The organism is Winogradskyella sp. SM1960, assembly GCF_020179375.1.
GTDB lineage: Bacteria > Bacteroidota > Bacteroidia > Flavobacteriales > Flavobacteriaceae > Winogradskyella > Winogradskyella marina.
On sequence record NZ_JAICBG010000003.1, the window covers coordinates 401,576 to 419,897 of the forward strand.

14 protein-coding genes are annotated in these 18,322 nt (G+C 33.4%); 7 read left to right on the plus strand and 7 right to left on the minus strand.

Annotation, left to right across the window (positions count from 1 at the left end; genetic code table 11):
* Positions 1 to 39: 39 nt before the first annotated feature.
* Positions 40 to 963 (minus strand): EamA family transporter, encoded by a 924-nt coding sequence (locus K1X16_RS10595; RefSeq protein WP_225036118.1) that lies wholly within the window; start codon positions 961 to 963, stop codon positions 40 to 42.
* An 89-nt stretch (positions 964 to 1,052) separates the two neighbouring features.
* A complete protein-coding gene (locus K1X16_RS10600) occupies positions 1,053 to 2,345 on the minus strand; it encodes an aminopeptidase P family protein (RefSeq protein ID WP_195870500.1) in 1,293 nt (430 codons plus the stop codon).
* Positions 2,346 to 2,657: 312 nt separating this feature from the next.
* Between K1X16_RS10600 and K1X16_RS10605 the strand changes: the two genes are divergently transcribed.
* The 4 genes from K1X16_RS10605 to K1X16_RS10620 all read left to right on the plus strand — a co-directional run bounded on the left by K1X16_RS10605 (position 2,658) and on the right by K1X16_RS10620 (position 7,984).
* Positions 2,658 to 3,329 (plus strand): succinate dehydrogenase cytochrome b subunit, encoded by a 672-nt coding sequence (locus K1X16_RS10605; RefSeq protein ID WP_195870501.1) that lies wholly within the window; start codon positions 2,658 to 2,660, stop codon positions 3,327 to 3,329.
* Between the two features lie 15 nt (positions 3,330 to 3,344).
* Positions 3,345 to 5,357, plus strand: a complete 2,013-nt coding sequence (locus K1X16_RS10610) for a fumarate reductase/succinate dehydrogenase flavoprotein subunit (RefSeq protein ID WP_195870502.1) — start codon at positions 3,345 to 3,347, stop codon at positions 5,355 to 5,357.
* 10 nt (positions 5,358 to 5,367) lie between these two features.
* Entirely contained in the window at positions 5,368 to 6,114 is a 747-nt protein-coding gene (locus K1X16_RS10615; protein WP_195870503.1) for a succinate dehydrogenase/fumarate reductase iron-sulfur subunit, read from the plus strand.
* A gap of 97 nt (positions 6,115 to 6,211) precedes the next feature.
* On the plus strand, positions 6,212 to 7,984 hold the full coding sequence (locus K1X16_RS10620; RefSeq protein WP_225036119.1) for a MutS-related protein: 1,773 nt from the start codon (positions 6,212 to 6,214) through the stop codon (positions 7,982 to 7,984).
* A 139-nt stretch (positions 7,985 to 8,123) separates the two neighbouring features.
* On the opposite strand, the gene rpmA is transcribed toward K1X16_RS10620, so the two are convergent.
* Both rpmA and rplU read right to left on the minus strand, forming a co-directional pair.
* A complete protein-coding gene (rpmA, locus tag K1X16_RS10625) occupies positions 8,124 to 8,384 on the minus strand; it encodes a 50S ribosomal protein L27 (RefSeq protein ID WP_013869859.1) in 261 nt (86 codons plus the stop codon).
* Between the two features lie 41 nt (positions 8,385 to 8,425).
* Positions 8,426 to 9,079: a 50S ribosomal protein L21 gene (rplU, locus tag K1X16_RS10630; protein ID WP_225036120.1), complete on the minus strand. Its 654-nt coding sequence runs from the start codon at positions 9,077 to 9,079 to the stop codon at positions 8,426 to 8,428.
* A gap of 300 nt (positions 9,080 to 9,379) precedes the next feature.
* On the opposite strand from rplU, the gene K1X16_RS10635 reads away from it, so the two are divergent.
* The 3 genes from K1X16_RS10635 to K1X16_RS10645 all read left to right on the plus strand — a co-directional run bounded on the left by K1X16_RS10635 (position 9,380) and on the right by K1X16_RS10645 (position 13,462).
* Positions 9,380 to 10,693, plus strand: a complete 1,314-nt coding sequence (locus K1X16_RS10635; protein ID WP_225036121.1) for a M16 family metallopeptidase — start codon at positions 9,380 to 9,382, stop codon at positions 10,691 to 10,693.
* 19 nt (positions 10,694 to 10,712) lie between these two features.
* Positions 10,713 to 12,770: a M16 family metallopeptidase gene (locus K1X16_RS10640; RefSeq protein ID WP_225036122.1), complete on the plus strand. Its 2,058-nt coding sequence runs from the start codon at positions 10,713 to 10,715 to the stop codon at positions 12,768 to 12,770.
* Positions 12,771 to 13,054: 284 nt separating this feature from the next.
* The gene (locus K1X16_RS10645) at positions 13,055 to 13,462 is read left to right on the plus strand and encodes a cation transporter (RefSeq protein WP_225036123.1); all 408 of its coding nucleotides are present in this window, start codon (positions 13,055 to 13,057) and stop codon (positions 13,460 to 13,462) included.
* Between the two features lie 51 nt (positions 13,463 to 13,513).
* Here the strand turns inward: K1X16_RS10645 and K1X16_RS10650 are convergent, their stop codons facing one another.
* The 3 genes from K1X16_RS10650 to K1X16_RS10660 all read right to left on the minus strand — a co-directional run bounded on the left by K1X16_RS10650 (position 13,514) and on the right by K1X16_RS10660 (position 18,316).
* Entirely contained in the window at positions 13,514 to 13,876 is a 363-nt protein-coding gene (locus K1X16_RS10650; protein ID WP_195870509.1) for a hypothetical protein, read from the minus strand.
* A gap of 175 nt (positions 13,877 to 14,051) precedes the next feature.
* The gene (locus K1X16_RS10655) at positions 14,052 to 15,473 is read right to left on the minus strand and encodes a DUF5689 domain-containing protein (RefSeq protein WP_195870510.1); all 1,422 of its coding nucleotides are present in this window, start codon (positions 15,471 to 15,473) and stop codon (positions 14,052 to 14,054) included.
* Positions 15,474 to 15,553: 80 nt separating this feature from the next.
* Complete coding sequence (locus tag K1X16_RS10660) at positions 15,554 to 18,316, minus strand: carboxypeptidase regulatory-like domain-containing protein (RefSeq protein WP_195870511.1); 2,763 nt, start codon at positions 18,314 to 18,316, stop codon at positions 15,554 to 15,556.
* Between the last annotated feature and the right edge of the window lie 6 nt (positions 18,317 to 18,322).

The following is an 18,322-nucleotide window of genomic DNA, read 5'->3' on the forward strand; positions in this document are numbered from 1 at the left end:
AGTCTCAAAGTCTATTGTCAGCGCGTTTCATCGCTATATTTAAATTTCTTTCTTGAAGCGCTTAAAAAGCGTAATGGTCTTTTTTGTATTAATAAAATACACTCCGGTAAGTAAAACTGCTGCAGCAATTATGGATTGTAGTGAAAAGGTTTCGTCTAAAAAGTACCACCCTAATAGTAGAGCTACAATTGGGTTTACATATGTTGAGGTTGCTACTTTTTCTGGAGATACCTTACTTAGTAAATAATTAAAAGCTGTAAAAGCAACAATACTTCCAAAAACGATCAGCATTCCCATAGAGTAGATGATTTCAGTATTCCAGCTAGAGAAAGGGAGTCGTTCTTCTCCGGTAACAAGACTGCCAATTAATAATATACAGCCTCCAAATAACATTTGGTAGCCTGTATTCACAAAAAAGTTGGAGGGTAAGTCGGCTTTTGAAACAAAAAGGCTACAAAAAGCCCAGCTTAGCATGCATATAAAAAGCATAATCATTCCGGTAACCATGCCTTCTTGGTTGATCATTTCGCGTTGACTGACTAATAAGTAAATACCAATACACCCAATGATGACACCTAAAATAGACATCGGTTGTATTTTTTTGCCTTCAAATATTCGCAATAGAATTAAGACCACTAAAGGTTGCGCCGAAATTTCCAAAGCAGCAAAACCGCTGTCAACAGATCGTAATGCCCAGACAACTAAGCCATTTCCCAGTGTTAAAAACAAAAAGCCAGCAATTATTGTGTTTCGTATTTGAATCTTTGTAATTTTTAAAGGTATTTTTAGAAACTTGGCAATTGTAAAAATTAAAATACTTGCTGAAATAAACCGAATCGAAGCAGCATGTAATGGTGCTAATTGACTCACTAATATTTTATTAAATAAATAGGTGGAGCCCCAAATGACATAAATTGAAAAAAATGATAGTAGTATATAAAGACGTTCTTTAGTCAATTTCATACCGTTTAGTTTAGGTATCAATATTAAATAAAAAACTTGCAAGCTACATGATGAGCTTACAAGTTTTTAATATTTTATGATAATTATATTTACGAGTTCATAATATCCTCAATCTCTTCGACCTCAATAGGAATATTACGCATTAAATTAAAAGGTTCTCCTGTTTCTTGAATGACCACATCATCCTCTAAACGAATACCAAAACCTTCATCTGGAAGGTAGATTCCTGGTTCAACGGTAAAGACGTTATTGGCTTGCATTGGTTCGGTTAAAATTCCGTAATCATGCGTGTCTAATCCAATATGGTGTGATGTGCCATGCATAAAGTATTTTTTGTATGCTGGCCAATCTGGATTTTCGTTTTGAACATCAGCTTTATCTAACAAGCCAAGACCTAAGAGTTCTGACGTCATTAATTTTCCAACTTCTACATGGTAATCTGCCCAAATGGTTCCTGGAACTAATAGTTTTGTAGCTTCATTTTTTACACGATTCACTGCATTATAAACGGCTTTTTGTCTGTCGTTAAATTTTCCTGAAACCGGAATTGTACGTGTCATATCGCTAGAGTAATTAGCGTATTCTGCACCAGCATCAATGAGAATTAAATCGCCTGCTTTACATTGTTGATTGTTTTCGATGTAATGTAGAACGTTAGCGTTGTTTCCAGAGCCAATAATAGGTGTGTAAGAAAATCCTTTTGAGCGATTATTAAGGAATTCGTGCATAAATTCTGCTTCCAGATTATATTCCCAAACGCCAGGTTTTGTGAATTTTAAAACACGTCTAAATCCTTTTTCTGTAATATTACAAGCTTGTTGCATAATGTCTATTTCCAAAGGATCTTTTACAGAACGTAAACGCTGTAAAATAGGGTTGCTTTTTTCAACTTTATGGGCTGGAAATTGTGCTTTTATTTTTTTGTTAAAACGCGCTTCACGTGTTTCGGTGGCAACATTGGCACGGTAATGCTCATTAGTATTGATGTAGATGGTGTCTGCTTGAGACATGATTTCTTTCATTATTTTATCGAAATCTTGCAACCAGTACACGGTTTTTACACCAGAAGTTTCTAAAGCTTTTTCTTTGGTAAGTTTTTCACCTTCCCAAACGGCAATATGTTCGTTTGTTTCTGTTAAGAATAAAATTTCACGGTGTCTTGGGTTTGGACAGTCTGGAAAAAGTACTAAAATACTTTCTTCTTGATCCACGCCACTTAAGTAAAATATATTCCTGTCTTGTTGAAAAGGTATTGTGCTATCTGCGCCAATTGGGTAAATATCATTAGAGTTAAAAACAGCTAAACTGCTAGGCTTCATCTGAGCCATAAAGTTTTTTCGGTTTTTTATAAAAAGTTGGTTGTCTATTAAATCGTATTTCATTCTGAGAAAATTTATGTTATATCACACTAAACACAGTCTAAAATAAACTGTTTAAGAATTGTGAAATTTTGAAAAAATTAATGGGAATCAAAAGTAAGGAAACAAAGTTGTAAGCAAAAGTTCAAAGCCATAATCTAATAAATTTTAAGAGATTTTTGTGAAGTTTTGTTTTTAATGTGAGAGCTTTAAAGACCTCAAAACAAACAATGTTCTAATTAAATTCATTCTAAATAAATTAATTATCACGCAGCGTAGTTGGGAAAAAGTTAATTGCGCAGTATCTTTGTTAGACTAAAATAAATTAGAACTACAATGAGCGGAATTCTAAATTCTACGATTGGAAGAAAATTTGCCATGGCACTTTCGGCTTTCTTCCTAATGATTTTCTTATTACAACATTTTGCAATTAACCTATTATCTGTATTTAGCGCAGATACTTTTAACGATGTTTCTCACTTTATGGGAACATTTTGGGTTATTCAGTATGTGATGCAACCCGTATTAATTTTTGGTGTTATTTTCCATTTTATAATGGGCTTTGTATTAGAAATTAAAAACAACAAAGCAAGAAATATCTCTTATGCTAAAAATAATGGTTCAGCAAATTCTACATGGATGAGCAGAAACATGATTTGGAGTGGAGCAGCTATTTTAGCTTTTATCGTTTTACACTTTATTGATTTTTGGATTCCAGAAATTAACACCAAGTATATTGTTGGTGACATGTCTGGCTTACATAATGGTGAGTACAGATATTTTCATGAACTCGTTGAGAAATTTCAAAATCCACTTCGAGTTGCAGCTTATGTAATTGCTTTTGTTTTCTTAGCATTACACTTATTACATGGGTTTAGCTCAGCTTTTCAATCAGTTGGGGCAAATAATAAATACACAAAAGGATTAAAAGGATTTGGAAAAGCTTACGCAATTATAATCCCATTAGGATTTATATTTATTGCATTATTTCATCACTTTAATCACTAAAAAACATATCTAAATATGGCTTTAGATTCAAAAGTACCAAAGGGTTCAATTAAAGATAAGTGGACCGATTATAAGAACAATATTAACCTAGTAAACCCGGCTAACAAGCGTCATATCGATGTTATTGTTGTTGGTACAGGACTTGCGGGTGGTTCGGCTGCCGCAACTTTAGCGGAGTTAGGCTATAATGTAAAAGCCTTTGCTTATCAAGATTCTCCTCGTAGAGCACACTCTATTGCAGCGCAAGGAGGTATTAACGCCGCAAAAAATTATCAAGGAGATGGTGATTCTACATACCGCTTATTTTACGATACTGTAAAAGGTGGTGATTACCGTTCGCGTGAAGCTAATGTTTACCGTTTGGCTGAGGTGTCTGCAAATATTATTGATCAATGTGTGGCACAAGGTGTTCCTTTTGCGCGTGATTATGGTGGATTATTAGACAACCGTTCGTTTGGTGGTGTTTTAGTTTCTAGAACATTTTATGCAAAAGGACAAACCGGACAACAATTATTATTAGGAGCGTATTCAGCGATGAATAGACAAATTGCTCGTGGTAAAATAGAAATGTTTAACCGTCACGAAATGTTAGATGTTGTTGTTGTAGACGGAAAAGCAAGAGGTATTATTGCTCGTAATTTAATTACAGGTGAAATAGAAAGACATTCAGCACACGCTGTTGTTGTTGGTTCTGGTGGATACGGAAATGTATATTTCTTATCAACAAACGCTATGGGTTCTAACGCAACTGCAGCTTGGAAAATACATAAAAAAGGAGCGTATTTCGCGAATCCTTGTTATACACAAATTCACCCAACATGTATTCCACGTTCTGGGGATTACCAATCGAAATTGACGCTGATGTCAGAATCATTGCGTAATGATGGTCGTATTTGGGTACCTAAAAACATGGAAGATGTTATGGCAATTAGAGAAGGTCGTAAAAAACCAACTGATTTGTCAGAAGATGAACGTGATTATTACTTAGAGAGACGTTATCCTGCATTTGGTAACTTAGTACCTCGTGATGTGGCATCGCGTGCTGCAAAAGAACGTTGTGATGCTGGTTATGGTGTTAATGCTACCGGTGAAGCCGTCTATTTAGATTTCGCTTCTGCTTTTGAGCGTTATGGGAAAGAGCAAGCTAAGATTCACAACATACAAAATCCTAGTCCAGCGAAAATAAAAGAATTAGGTCAGGCTATTGTAGAAGCTAAGTATGGTAACTTATTTCAGATGTATGAGAAAATTGTAGATCAAAATCCATATGAAACACCAATGATGATTTATCCTGCGGTTCACTACACCATGGGTGGAGTTTGGGTTGATTATAATTTAATGACCACAATTCCTGGATGTTACTGTATTGGTGAAGCAAATTTCTCTGATCATGGTGCTAATAGACTTGGAGCTTCGGCATTAATGCAAGGTTTAGCTGATGGTTATTTTGTACTACCTTATACTATAGGTGATTATTTGTCATCTGATATTCGAACCGGAGCAATTTCAACGGATTCTAAAGAATTTGAGGAAGCAGAAAAAGAAGTTACCGAAAGAATTAATTTCTTCGTGAATAATAAAGGCACAAAATCTGTAGATTATTTCCATAAAAAGTTAGGAAAAGTAATGTGGGACAAAGCAGGAATGTCTCGAAACGCTAAAGGCTTAACTGAAGCAATGGCGGAAATAAAAGCCATAAGAGAAGAGTTTTGGAAAGAAGTTTCAGTACCAGGAACTGCAGATGAAATGAATCCTGAACTTGAAAAAGCGGGTCGTGTTGCTGATTTCTTAGAGTTAGGTGAATTGTTTGCTAAGGATGCTTTAATGAGAGCTGAATCTTGTGGTGGACACTTTAGAGAAGAATCAGCTGAATTAGATGGTCCTCAAAAAGGTGAAGCCAAACGTAACGATAAAGATTTCGCATTTGTAGCAGCTTGGGAATATAAAGGAGAACCAGCTGATGCGGTTTTACATAAAGAAGAATTAGAATTTAAAGATATTGAACTGAAACAACGTTCATACAAATAAGAAAGACAATATGAATTTAACACTTAAAATTTGGAGACAAAAAGACTCAAAAGCTAAGGGTCAAATGGTCGATTACAAAGTTACTGATATTTCAGAACATATGTCTTTCTTAGAAATGATGGATGTTTTGAATGAACAATTAGTGAACTCTGGTGAGGAGCCTGTAGCTTTTGATCACGATTGTCGTGAAGGTATTTGCGGTATGTGTTCAATGCACATTAACGGTGAAGCTCACGGACCAGATAGAGGCATTACAACATGTCAATTGCACATGCGTATGTTTAAAGATGGCGATACCATTACTATAGAACCATGGAGAGCAACAGCGTTTCCAGTAATCAAGGATTTGGTTGTAGATAGAACCGCTTTTGAGCGTATTCAGCAAGCAGGTGGTTATATTTCTGTAAACACTTCTGGTAATACGCAAGATGCTAACTCAATTCCTATTTCTAAACATGCAGCAGACGAAGCTATGGATGCGGCAACTTGTATTGGTTGTGGTGCTTGTGTAGCAAGTTGTAAAAACTCATCCGCTATGTTATTTGTTGGTGCTAAAGTGTCTCAATATGCTTTATTACCTCAAGGACAAGTTGAAGCCGCAGACCGTGTAAGAAACATGGTAGAGCAAATGGATAAAGAAGGATTTGGTAACTGTACAAATACAGGAGCTTGTGAAGTAGAATGTCCTAAAGGTATTTCGTTAGAAAATATTGCACGTATGAATCGTGAGTATTTAGCAGCAACTTTCAAAGGCTAGTGTCATATTTAGCATAGATGATGTGCAAATGAACAACCCAATATTATAGTAAAATCCCAAGGTAAAATCTTATCTTGGGATTTTTTAATTTAGCACCATGCAAAACCCAAATACTTTTTATAACGAACAGTTAGAAGCTAATCAAGTCGCTTCTAAGCGTATTTTTAAACAATTAAGTTTATTTAGTTTACTGAGACTTTCTGTTTTTGTTCTAACAGGAATTGGCATCTATTTTACCTATCAGAATTGGCAAGTAGCTTTAGGTATTGGTGTCGTTGGAATCGCTATTTTTCTATTTCTATTAGCTCGATATACCGATTTAAAGTCTAAAAGAAATTTACATAAACGATTGATTGCTATTAATGAAGATGAATTAAAAATTGCAAAAGGTGATTTTTATGAAAAACCTGATGGTTCAGAATTTCAAAACCCAAAACATTTTTTCAGTTTAGATATCGATTTATTTGGGAAAGGATCATTTTTTCAATTTATCAATAGAACGGCGATTAAAGAGGGAACTCAAAAACTTACAGAGAACTTACTATCAAATACCATTACTGATATTGAAGAGCGTCAAGATGCCATACAAGAATTAGCGGCATTACCAGAATGGAGACAACACTATTCGGCTGTTGCGCAAGGTGTAGAGATTGAACATTCAGCAACTTCCATTATTACTTGGTTAAAGGGGTATAAATCCTTCTTAGGAAAAACACAATATGCAATCACTATCGTGTTTAGTATAGCGTCGTTGGTAATTATAGGATTAGGAATAACTGAAATTATTCCCATATCAATGATTGGGTATTGGTTATTATTTGGACTTGCGATTACCGGAATATATTGGAAAAAAATAGATACGCTTGCCCATCATACCGGACAAGCAAAAGACACATTTAAACAATACGCATTGCTTTTAGAAGCCATTGAAACCACTGAATTTAAATCAGATTTATTAAAGTCGAAACAAAAATTAATTCAGTCCGAAAATCAAAAAGCATCTGAAATATTTTCAAAATTTTCAAAAGCGCTCGATGCCTTAGATAATAGAAATAATCTTATTTCATTGCTTTTAGGGAATGGTTTTCTACTTCTAGATAAACGCTATAGCTATAATGTTGAAAAATGGATTTCAAAATATGGTCATAAAATAGAAGATTGGTTTGAAGTGGTCACCTTCTTTGATGCCTTTAATAGTTTTGGAAATTATGCTTTTAACCATCAAAGTTTTACCTATCCAATTATAACCGAACAACCAGAAACTATTTTAGCGGAAGGCTTAGGTCATCCGTTATTAAATCCTGAAAAACGAGTCGATAGTGATTTAAAACTTGAAGAAGAACAGTTTTTCATAGTTACAGGTGCAAACATGGCAGGAAAGAGCACGTTTTTAAGAACCGTTGCGTTACATATTGTCATGGCTAATGTTGGATTGCCTATTTGTGCTAAACAAAGCAAATACAAGCCTATTAAGTTAATTACAAGTATGCGAACCACAGATTCCTTAACTGATGATAGTTCGTACTTCTTTAGTGAATTGACGCGTTTAAAATTTGTAGTAGATACTATTGAAAACGATAAAAACTATTTTGTAATTCTAGATGAGATTTTAAAAGGAACCAACAGTACAGATAAAGCCATTGGTTCTAGAAAATTTGTGGAGAAACTAGTGAAGCAAAATGCCACAGGAATCATTGCTACGCACGATTTAAGCCTCACAGAAATTGAAACGGAATTAGAAGCCGTTAAAAATTATTACTTTGATGCTGAAATCATCAATGATGAACTCTTTTTTGATTACAAACTAAAACAAGGCGTTTGCCAAAATATGAATGCGAGTTTCCTACTGAAGAAGATGGAGATTGTTTAGGGCAATTTTAGAGTTTAAAAACCTGACAGGTCTAACTGAACTGATAAAAAGATTCTTCAATATGTTCAGAATGACAAAAACACAAAAACCCTTTCTAAAAAATAGAAAGGGTTTTATAATTTGTTAAGAAATAAATTTCTTAAGCCTCAAAAGGCTCTATAGAAACGTAAGACTTGTTGTCTTTTTTCTTAGTAAATTTTACTAAACCATCAACTTTAGCGTGTAAAGTGTGATCTTTTCCTTGATATACATTTTCACCTGGATGGTGTGTATTTCCACGTTGTCTTATGATAATGTTTCCAGCAATAGCAGCTTGTCCACCAAAAATCTTAACGCCTAAACGTTTCGATTCTGATTCTCTACCATTCTTCGAACTACCAACTCCTTTTTTATGAGCCATGATCTAAGGTTTTATATTGTTAATATTAATGTAATTGAAAATTATTTTTCAATTCCACCGTCTAATCTGTCTTGTAATTCTTTTAATTCGTCCCACTTACCTTCTGCAGCTAATTTAGCTTGCTTTGGCCAAGTTTCGGTAACGATATGTGCTAATCTTGAGCTTGCTTCTGAAAGCACGTTGCTCAATTCTTCAGCTTTTGCGTTTGCAACTTTTTCAAAAGTTTCAAAACCAGCGTTTACCAATGCTTCAGCAGCTTTTGGTCCAGCTCCTTCAATTTTTTTCAAATCGTCAGCTTTTCCTGTTGCTTTTTTTGCTTTTGGTGCAGCAGTTTTCGCTTCTGCTTTTTTAGCTTCTTTCTTTGGAGCAGCTTTTTTAGCTCCAGAAGTAGTAATACCTTCGATTACGATTTCAGTTAAAGATTGTCTGTGTCCGTTTTTTACACGGTAACCTTTACGTCTTTTCTTCTTAAAGACTATTACTTTGTCACCTTTAAGGTGTCTTAAGACTTTTGCACCTACTTGTGCTCCGTCTATAGCTGGGGCGCCTACAGTTATATTGCTACCATCACCAATTAAAAGAACGTTGTCGAAATCTACTGTCGAACCTTCTTCTGTTGCTAAACGGTTAACAAAAACTTTTTGGTCTTTTTCAACTTTAAATTGATGCCCTGCTATCTCTACAATTGCGTACATAGCGTAACGTTTTTATTAATTTGTTTATTAAATAAATGACTTTCTTCTCAGAAAGCGGATGCAAATATACTTCTAAATTATTAATAGGCAAGCGTTTTAAGAGGTTTTAGACCTCTTTTATTTCAAATAATAGACAAAATAGACTTGTTTGTGAAAATGATAACATACATATTAAGGAGTTTTTACATTTTATTATGTTAAAAGTGAAAGCATTGTTTATTTTTGTGAAGCTATTTTGTAACAATTTGCAATTAGTATAGACAAATACGTATACAATTTAAACTTAAAACACTTTTAATAATGAAAAAAGGCTTATTTACTCTAGCTCTTTTGTTGTCAGTTGGATTTATGTCAGCGCAACAAGTAGAATTTGAAGAGTTTGATTTAGACAATGGATTACATGTAATTCTACATCAAGACAACACGGCGCCAGTGGTTTCTACATCTGTAATGTACAATGTAGGTGGAAAAGATGGTGATAGAGAGCGAACCGGATTTGCACATTTCTTTGAACATTTATTGTTTGAAGGATCAGAAAATATTGGTCGTGGAGAATTCATGAAAATTATACCTGCTAATGGAGGTACATTTAATGCAAACACATCTCAAGACAGAACCTATTATTTTGAAGTTTTTCCTTCAAATAAATTAGAGCTAGCGCTATGGTTAGAGTCCGAGCGTATGTTACACCCTGTTATTGACCAAGTTGGTGTTGATACACAGAACGAAGTTGTTAAAGAAGAAAAGCGTCAACGTGCTGGTTCACCATATGGTGGCATATTTGAAGCATTAGGATCTAATCTCTTTAAGGTTCACCCTTATAAAGATCCTAATATTGGCTACATGGAGCATTTAGATGCAGCTACTTTAGAAGAGTTTAATGCTTATTTCGATAAGTATTATGGTCCAAATAATGCAGTTTTAGTTATTGCTGGAGATATTGATATGGCTAAAACTAAAAAGTTGGTTGCTGATTATTTCAGTGAAGTTAAGAGTAGACCAGAAGTGGTAAGAAACTTTCCAAAGGAAGAACCTATTACTGAAACGGTAAGAACACAAGCCTACGATGAAAATATTCAATTACCTGCAATTTTAGCTACGTACAGAACACCTGGTTTTACATCGAGAGATTCTTATGTATTAGATATGATTTCTACATATTTAAGTGGTGGTAAAAGTTCAGTTTTATATAAGAAAATAGTTGACGAGCAAAAACAAGCGCTACAATTACAAGCTGTAAATATTCCACAAATGGATTATAACATCTTTACAATTTTTGCGATTCCTTCTGGAGATACGTCTTTAGATACCATTTTAGATGAAATTGACGAAGAGATCGTTAAAATGCAAAATGAGTTAATTACAGAACGCGATTATCAAAAACTACTTAATCAATTTGAAAACCAATTTGTAAATTCTAATGCTAGTATTGTAGGAATTGCAGAATCTTTAGCAACAAACTATTTGTTAAAAGGAGATGTAGATTTAATTAACAAGGAAATTGAAATTTACAGATCAATCACAAGAGAAGAAATTCAAGCTGTAGCTAATAAATATTTAAGTAAAAATCAGCGTGTTGAAATAGAGTATTTACCAAAAAAAGATGATCAATAAGATGAAAACAACTTATATAATGAAAACAAAATTAACTGCATTTGCCTTATTGTTTTTAGTAGCAATAGGTGTTAATGCACAGATAGATAGATCTCAACAACCTAAAGCTGGTCCAGAACCAGAAATTAGTTTAAAAGTTCCAAGTGAATTTCAATTAAAAAACGGATTAAAAGTATTAGTTGTTGAAAATCATAAACTACCAAGAGTTTCGTATTCTTTGCGTATAGATAACAACCCTATAGCAACTGGTGATAAAGCAGGTTTAGAGAGCATTCTTGGAAGTATGTTAGGTAACGGAACAACTTCTGTTTCTAAAGAAGACTTTAATGAAGAAATAGACTTTTTAGGCGCACGTTTAAGCTTTGGGTTTACAGGAGGTTTTGCAAGTTCTTTGTCTAAATATTCTGATCGTATATTGGAGTTATTAGCAGATGCTGCTATTAATCCTTTATTAACTGAAGAAGAGTTTGATAAGGAAAAAACAAGACTTATTGAAAACTTAAAACAAGGAGAAAAAAGTATCGATGCCATTGGTAGTCGTGTTGGAAATGCATTATCTTATGGAACTAAACACCCTTATGGAGAGTACGTAACTGAAGAAACTATAAACAATGTTTCTTTTGGTGATGCATTAGCTTTTTACGAAAAATATTTTAACCCAAATAACGCTTATTTAGTTGTTATTGGTGATGTTGAATATAAGGCTGTTAAAAAACAAATTGAAAAACATTTTTCTAAATGGGAAAAGTCTGTAGATATATCTTCTACACTTCCTAAGGTAAATCCTAATGCGCAATACACGCAAATTAACTTTGTAGACTTGCCAACAGCAGCTCAATCTAGCATTACGATAATGAATAATGTAGATTTAAAGATGAATGATGAAGATTATCATGCCGCTTTAATTACCAATAATATTTTAGGTGGTGGAGGAGAAGGTTATTTATTTAAAAACCTTCGAGAAGAACATGGTTATACCTATGGTGCTTATTCTAGATTAAGTGCTAATAGATATGGTGCTGGTCGTTTTACTGCGAGTGCAAAAGTAAGAGCAATGGTTACGGATAGTGCTGTTGTTGAAGCTTTAAAAGAAATTGAACGTATTAAAACAGAACCTGTAGATGCTCAGTTACTTAAAGATGCAAAAGCAAAGTATGTTGGTAATTTTATAATGGGATTAGAAAGCCCTCAAACCGTTGCTAATTACGCATTAAACATTAAGTTGAATGATTTGCCTAAGGATTTCTATACTAACTATTTACAGAAAATAAATGATGTTACTGCAGAAGATATCACACGTGTTGCGAATAAGTATTTTAAATCAGATAATGCTAGGATAGTAATCGTTGGTAAAGGGAGTGAAGTAATAGAAAACCTTGAAAAAACAGGAATTCCTATTTTATATTACGATCACTATGCTAACCCAGCAGAAAAACCAGAATTTGATGTTGAATTACCAGAAGGTGTAAATGCAACATCTGTAATAAACAATTATATAGAAGCTGTTGGTGGAAAAGAAAAGGTAGATGCTTTAAATTCTATTTTGTTGCAATATGAAGCTAGCGCAATGGGATCTGTTCTAATCAGCGAAGAAAAACGTATGGATGGCAAATTGGCTCAATCAGTATCTATGAATGGTAACCAAATGATGTCCGTTGTTACGACACAAGATAAGGTGACTATGAATAAAAACCCACTTCCAGAAAGTATGGTTGACGATATGAAATTATTAGGTGGTCTTTTTACAGAGCTCAACCTATTAAATTCTGATAATGCTAAAATAACTGGTATTGAAAAAGTAGAAGATAAAGAGGCTTATAAATTAGAAGTACCTGGTGAAGTTGTGTCTTTAGCTTTTTTCTATGATGTAGAAACAGGTTTAAAAGTAAAAGAGGTACAAACGACATCTATGCAAGGACAAACGCAAAGTCAAGAAACGTTTTTAAAGGATTACAAAGCCTTCGATGGTATAATGTTTCCAGGAACAAGAGAAAGTACTCAAATGGGGCAGCTTATCGTTTATAAACTGTTAGAAGCAAAAATTAACGAAGGTGTTTCAGATGCTGATTTTGAATAATCAGAATTTATAACTCAAAATTTTGAAAACCGAAGTGAAAGCTTCGGTTTTTTTATGCTTGTATAATTTTTGATTAATTCGATTCTTGTTGAAAAAATAGCGTTGTTTCAGAATATAATATGTGATTTCGCTTTTTTGAATAACTAGCGTTTTGGTACAAATGGACACTTATAATCTTAAATAACATACAAATGAAGGAATTGAGAATCACAAAATTCGTTAATTATCTCGCAAGAAACTTCAATATTTATTAGATTTAACCAAAATTATAATATCCCAAACTAATGAAGACATTAAAAACAATAAGTATAGTAGCAATTATAGCTTTAGTTTTTACTTCTTGTAAAAATGAAACAGAGCCAGAAGTAAAAACTGTAGATGTAGAAGTTACTAAAAACGATGTGGCTACAACATTAGATCCAAATGCAACGTATGCTAAAGTAGAATTTGGTATCGACGGTATGACATGTGCCATGGGTTGTGCTAAAACAATCGAAAAGAAAATGGCTAAAATGGAAGGTGTAAAATCAGCAAAAGTTGATTTTGATTCACGTTTAGCTATGGTTGAATATGATGAGGCTAAAGTTACGCCTGAGTCATTAGAAGAAACAGTTACTAAAGTAGCAGACATTTACAAGGTAAAGAACATGCACCACGTAGAAGAATTTGGCACTGAAGAAAAAGTAGAATAATTCTATTGAAAAAATTATAATGAAACGCTATCCGAAAGGGTAGCGTTTTTTTTATTGTACTTGAAGCAAAATAAAGGCTATTGCGAAACATCCTACAGGCAAAAGCCATAATAAATATATGGAGGTATCACTGCGCTTAGACTTAGCGTTAAGTATCGTTCTTTTCTTGCCATTATAGCGCATCCAGTTTTTAGAAATGATAAATAATGCTATTAATGAGAATACTACCCAAAACTTAGTAGAAGACATTACTAACATTTTCATTTGACTAGCAAAAGCTATAAAAAAGGCACCTAATGCAAGTGCAATGGATAGCTCTAACGTACAAATATAAAGTAAGGCTATATTGATACTTTTTTTCCCTAAAGCTTTCTTATAGTGGTTAAATATTGAAATATAAATGGTGTCTAACATGTAGGTGATATCCTTTTTTAAGGTTATAAATATAGTGATTTACAATATAATGACTAGGAATTAAATTAATCATAATAGTTACAGCTTTGGTAGATGTATTTAGTCAAACATTTGCATAAAAAAAAGACTGTCTTTTCAGACAGTCCTTTTTATTATATATTATAAATAAGCTTTTTTATTGCGCTAAAATTTGCACATTACTTAAATCAATAGTTGTTGATACTGTAGCATCGTCGCTATCATAAACAAATGCTAAAACAGCATCACCTTCAATCATTGAAATATTAATTAAACCAGTTGCGTCATAAACATTGTTGAAGAAACCAGTATTCTCAGGTAGAGCCGAAATTTCTGAAGCTCCTATTTCTGTCCATGTAGCATCATCAGGATTGGTTCCTGACACATAATCATTAGAATAATACGCTTTTAATGGTTGTCCGTTACTGAAAGCATCTGCAACTTGTAAAATAAGACGCTCATTTTCATTAGCATCAAAATCTATTGAAGGAGATATTAACCAACTAATCATTTCTACAATGTTATCATCATCAAAAGCAGAGCCTCTTACATAACCTTCTCCTTGGTAACTACTAGCATACCAATCCTGTGTACCTAATGTATTGATCACTTCCCAATCTCCTAAACCACTATCAAAGCCTTCGTTAAAAACAACTTCAAAATCTTCAATATCTAATAATGTACATCTTGGGTTTTCCATATCTACATCATCAGTTGTATTTAAGGCTAATACTAAACTAGCACCATCAAAAGTTTTACTAACAACAGCTGTTATAGATCCATTTCCAGTAGGTAATTTTTCATTTTTAAAACTTGAAAAACTACTAGTTTCTAAAATGAATTCTGGGTATGTAAATCCGCCACAATCTTGTAATGTTCTTTTTGTATCAAACGTTTCAGTTGGGTCAAAATAGTTTAATACATTTGGATCATCTCCTAAACCAACTTCATCATCAGCAAATTCTACATTATCAACTTTAACTAATAAACCAACATGGTCACCATTAATTGCCGTTAAACCTATGTTTAAAGGTGTGATGTCTTCAGTTACCGAAGATCTTAAAACTTTTTGTCTAATTTGAATTTCATTTAAGCTAGTTACTGTAGTACCGAATTGATCAGTTTCGGTTCCTCCACCAATGGTTGTAACTCCGTTACCTACACGTTCTTCACCAATATAAAGATCTTGTAAGCTGATATAAACTTCTCTCCCTAAGTTAAATTGGTTATAAGTATCTACTTGGTTTAAGATGACTTTTAAACCAGAAGTTGGGTTTGTTGGGCTATCTTGAATAAAAAATTCTTTAAAGAAGTTTCCTGTTCTATCTGATGAAGTTACATAACCTTTTACATAAACATTAGTATCCTCAGGCTCTATGAATTCGCCTTCTGTGTACATCGCTTTAACAGTTTCAAAAGAGACTTCGCTTCCTGTTGCTAGTAATTCTTCTAGAGCTTCATTTTCTTCGTCGCCTAAACTATTAGGAATGGTGTAATCATCATCTTGGACACAAGACGTCATAGCTATTGAAGCTACTAAGACTACTATTAATTTTAAAGATTTAATTGCTTTATTCATAACTTTTTTATTTATAATTATTGAATCTATGAAATTTGCACATTTCATAATTGTGATATTATTAATTAATTTTTCTTTTTTTAGAATCTAACGTTTAAGTTAACAAAATAATTGGTACCACGTCCATACCAATATTTTGAGCCAAACCTTGGATTGCCATCAGCATTATCGTCTCTTAGCTGAGTATAATTAGCATTTCTACCTTGCTCAAAACCACCAGTTTTATAAACTTCGTCTAATAGGTTACCAACACTAGCAAATAAACCTATGTAATAGTCACCTACTTTCCAAGACTTACCTCCAACAAGGTTAACTACCATATAGTCGCTAATTTTTTCTTGTTTTAGTAATTCCGTAGCAAGTTCTTCGTCGTAATTGTTTATAGGTAATCCATCTGGAGCTAAATAGAAGTTCTCCGTTCTTGTTAATGCATTTACATCTATATATGCATTTGAGAAAAAGTTAGCCGTTGCACCAAACCACCAGAAATCTGGATCTCTATATTCAAAACCAATAGATGATGCTCTTTGTGGACCTCCTGCCAATTTGTAATCTTTTAAATTAGCCTGTCCATAATTAAGTGCCCCATCTGCATTCTTAAAACTAGCTGAAGTTAAGTATAAATCTGGATTATTGTCATACGTATACTGACCAATTGATGCTGCACCTTTCAACTTAATTGTTGGTGTTACTTGGGCTTCAATTCCTACTTCAACACCTAAGTGTTTTTTATCTATACCTTGTAAAACTTCTTGTACAAAAGCAGATGTATCATTGTCTTCAATATCATTACCTCCACTTAGACCATCTGCGTAGTAGAACCCTACTTCGTTAGCATCTTCAATTTTAGTATAGAATCCTGTAATTTTAGCGTTAACAATTGGTGATCTAAAAATGTAACTTGCATCAAAAGACGTTACTATTTCTTCGCTAATGTTTTTAACAATTGAATGATTTTCTCTAGAGTTAGAGAATGTGTTACGTAAATTAGGTGCTCTTGTTAAGTAACCTCCATTAACATCAAATAAGTGTTTTCCAGAAAATTTATATGTAAATCCTGCTTTTCCTCCTACACCTGTAAACGTAAGCTCTTCACCTTTACCATAAGATAAATCTCCTAAGAACCTACTGTGTTCCCATAAACCTTCTCTTTGGTATGTTGTGCTCGTTATATTTGCAGAAGCATAAAAATCAAATTTCTGATATGTAAATTGTCCTTGTGCGTAAGCAGAAATAACATCGGCATATAAATTAAAGTTATATCTGTATTTATCACCTTCTTCTACTAAACGGTCTGCGTTTTGATTATCATATTGAAAACCATCAAAAGAATCTACATTTAATAAACCAACATCAGATCCTAATAAATCTATGACCTCACCAAAGTTCTCTGATTTTAAGTTTTTATAATTAACAGCTCCATTAATGATTATATGTTCATTAATTTCTGAAGTAAATATAGAGTTAACAGTTAACTGAGTGTCGTCTGCTCTATCTTCATATAACGCATATGCAGAACTAATATCATTAATATTATTAGTTACGTTGGCATCAATAATACGGTTCCAATCTATTTGACCATCGTCTATAAATTTTTGTTGCGCTAAATAAGCGCCTGCAAGATCATCTCTTTGTTCGTAATAACTTGGTAGTAATTGGTAATAAGCTGCACTTGGGTTACCACCACCACTATAATCTAATCTACTGTTACCTAATTTACCAAATTGGTATCCAACATTAGTGTTTAACCTTGTTTTAGATGAAATATCCCAATAGTGATTTAACATAAAAATAGGCTCTTCAACCTCTTTAATACGAGAGTTTCGTTGCTCACCATCTAAGCTTCCCCAATATTCATTGTATTTAATTCCTTTTAGGTCATAAATTTCTTGTGTGTTTGGCGACGACTTTCCTCTTCTATTAGGTGTGTAAATAGACGTAAAATTAATACTGTGTTTATCGTTTATTTTCTTTTCTACAGACGCAAAAAATGAATTAGAATCATATAGAGTTGCATCTTGGTAGCCTTCATCTCCCCAACGTCTTCCTAACATAATTGCATAAGACCATCCATCTTCTAATAAACCGGAAGCGTAACTCGCCATTGCACGATTTGTGTAACTTCTATTTGAAGAAGAAAAAGTTATTCTACCACCTTTTCTATACGAAGAAGCTCTTGTTATAATATTAGATGTTCCTAAAATACCACCAAAATTATAATCTGAAGGAGTAAGACCTGTCGTTAATACTTGGTTACGCATCATATCATTTAAACCTCCCCAATTACTCCATTGTGGTCTTCCGTTGAAGAGTTTATTCATTTCAATACCATTCATTAAAACCGAACCGTTTTCAGAATCTAAACCTCTTACCTTAAAGAATGAAGAACTAAATTCAAAAGCTGCTGTTCTTTGAAAAACATCCATTGAAGACGATAGTAATCCAGAAATGTTATCTGCACCACTGGTATCGTCATTTAATTCATCGTCAGAAAGTGTAATAGTAAACATATCCTGTACGTCAGTGACATCGATATCTAAAGTCATATCTGTAATATCTACAGTTTGTCCTTCGTTAACGATAATAGGATAGCGCTTCGTTATATATCCTGTTTTTGATATTTTTAGAACCTGCTCTCCTAAAGGCACATCACCAGAAAAAACAAATTCACCAAAACCATCGGTTAAAGCTGTTTGTTGTGTTTCTTCAATTGTAATTGTAACATCAGGAATTGGTTCCGAAGATGCGGCATCTTTTACACTACCTTTAATAATGGTGCTTTGCGCTGCCATTGTAAAAGAGGAAAAAATTCCAAATAATAAAATAATTAAACTTTTTTTCATACCTAT

Excerpts from the sequence above, each read along its gene's own strand:
- K1X16_RS10635 (WP_225036121.1), top strand. The coding sequence starts at position 9,380 with ATGAAAAAAGGCTTATTTACTCTAGCTCTTTTGTTGTCAGTTGGATTT.
- K1X16_RS10605 (WP_195870501.1), top strand. The coding sequence starts at position 2,658 with ATGAGCGGAATTCTAAATTCTACGATTGGAAGAAAATTTGCCATGGCA.
- K1X16_RS10615 (WP_195870503.1), top strand. The coding sequence starts at position 5,368 with ATGAATTTAACACTTAAAATTTGGAGACAAAAAGACTCAAAAGCTAAG.
- K1X16_RS10655 (WP_195870510.1), bottom strand. The coding sequence starts at position 15,473 with ATGAATAAAGCAATTAAATCTTTAAAATTAATAGTAGTCTTAGTAGCT.
- K1X16_RS10645 (WP_225036123.1), top strand. The coding sequence starts at position 13,055 with ATGAAGACATTAAAAACAATAAGTATAGTAGCAATTATAGCTTTAGTT.
- K1X16_RS10640 (WP_225036122.1), top strand. The coding sequence starts at position 10,713 with ATGAAAACAAAATTAACTGCATTTGCCTTATTGTTTTTAGTAGCAATA.
- K1X16_RS10660 (WP_195870511.1), bottom strand. The coding sequence starts at position 18,316 with ATGAAAAAAAGTTTAATTATTTTATTATTTGGAATTTTTTCCTCTTTT.
- rplU (WP_225036120.1), bottom strand. The coding sequence starts at position 9,079 with ATGTACGCAATTGTAGAGATAGCAGGGCATCAATTTAAAGTTGAAAAA.
- rpmA (WP_013869859.1), bottom strand. The coding sequence starts at position 8,384 with ATGGCTCATAAAAAAGGAGTTGGTAGTTCGAAGAATGGTAGAGAATCA.
- K1X16_RS10610 (WP_195870502.1), top strand. The coding sequence starts at position 3,345 with ATGGCTTTAGATTCAAAAGTACCAAAGGGTTCAATTAAAGATAAGTGG.
- K1X16_RS10650 (WP_195870509.1), bottom strand. The coding sequence starts at position 13,876 with ATGTTAGACACCATTTATATTTCAATATTTAACCACTATAAGAAAGCT.
- K1X16_RS10620 (WP_225036119.1), top strand. The coding sequence starts at position 6,212 with ATGCAAAACCCAAATACTTTTTATAACGAACAGTTAGAAGCTAATCAA.
- K1X16_RS10595 (WP_225036118.1), bottom strand. The coding sequence starts at position 963 with ATGAAATTGACTAAAGAACGTCTTTATATACTACTATCATTTTTTTCA.
- K1X16_RS10600 (WP_195870500.1), bottom strand. The coding sequence starts at position 2,345 with ATGAAATACGATTTAATAGACAACCAACTTTTTATAAAAAACCGAAAA.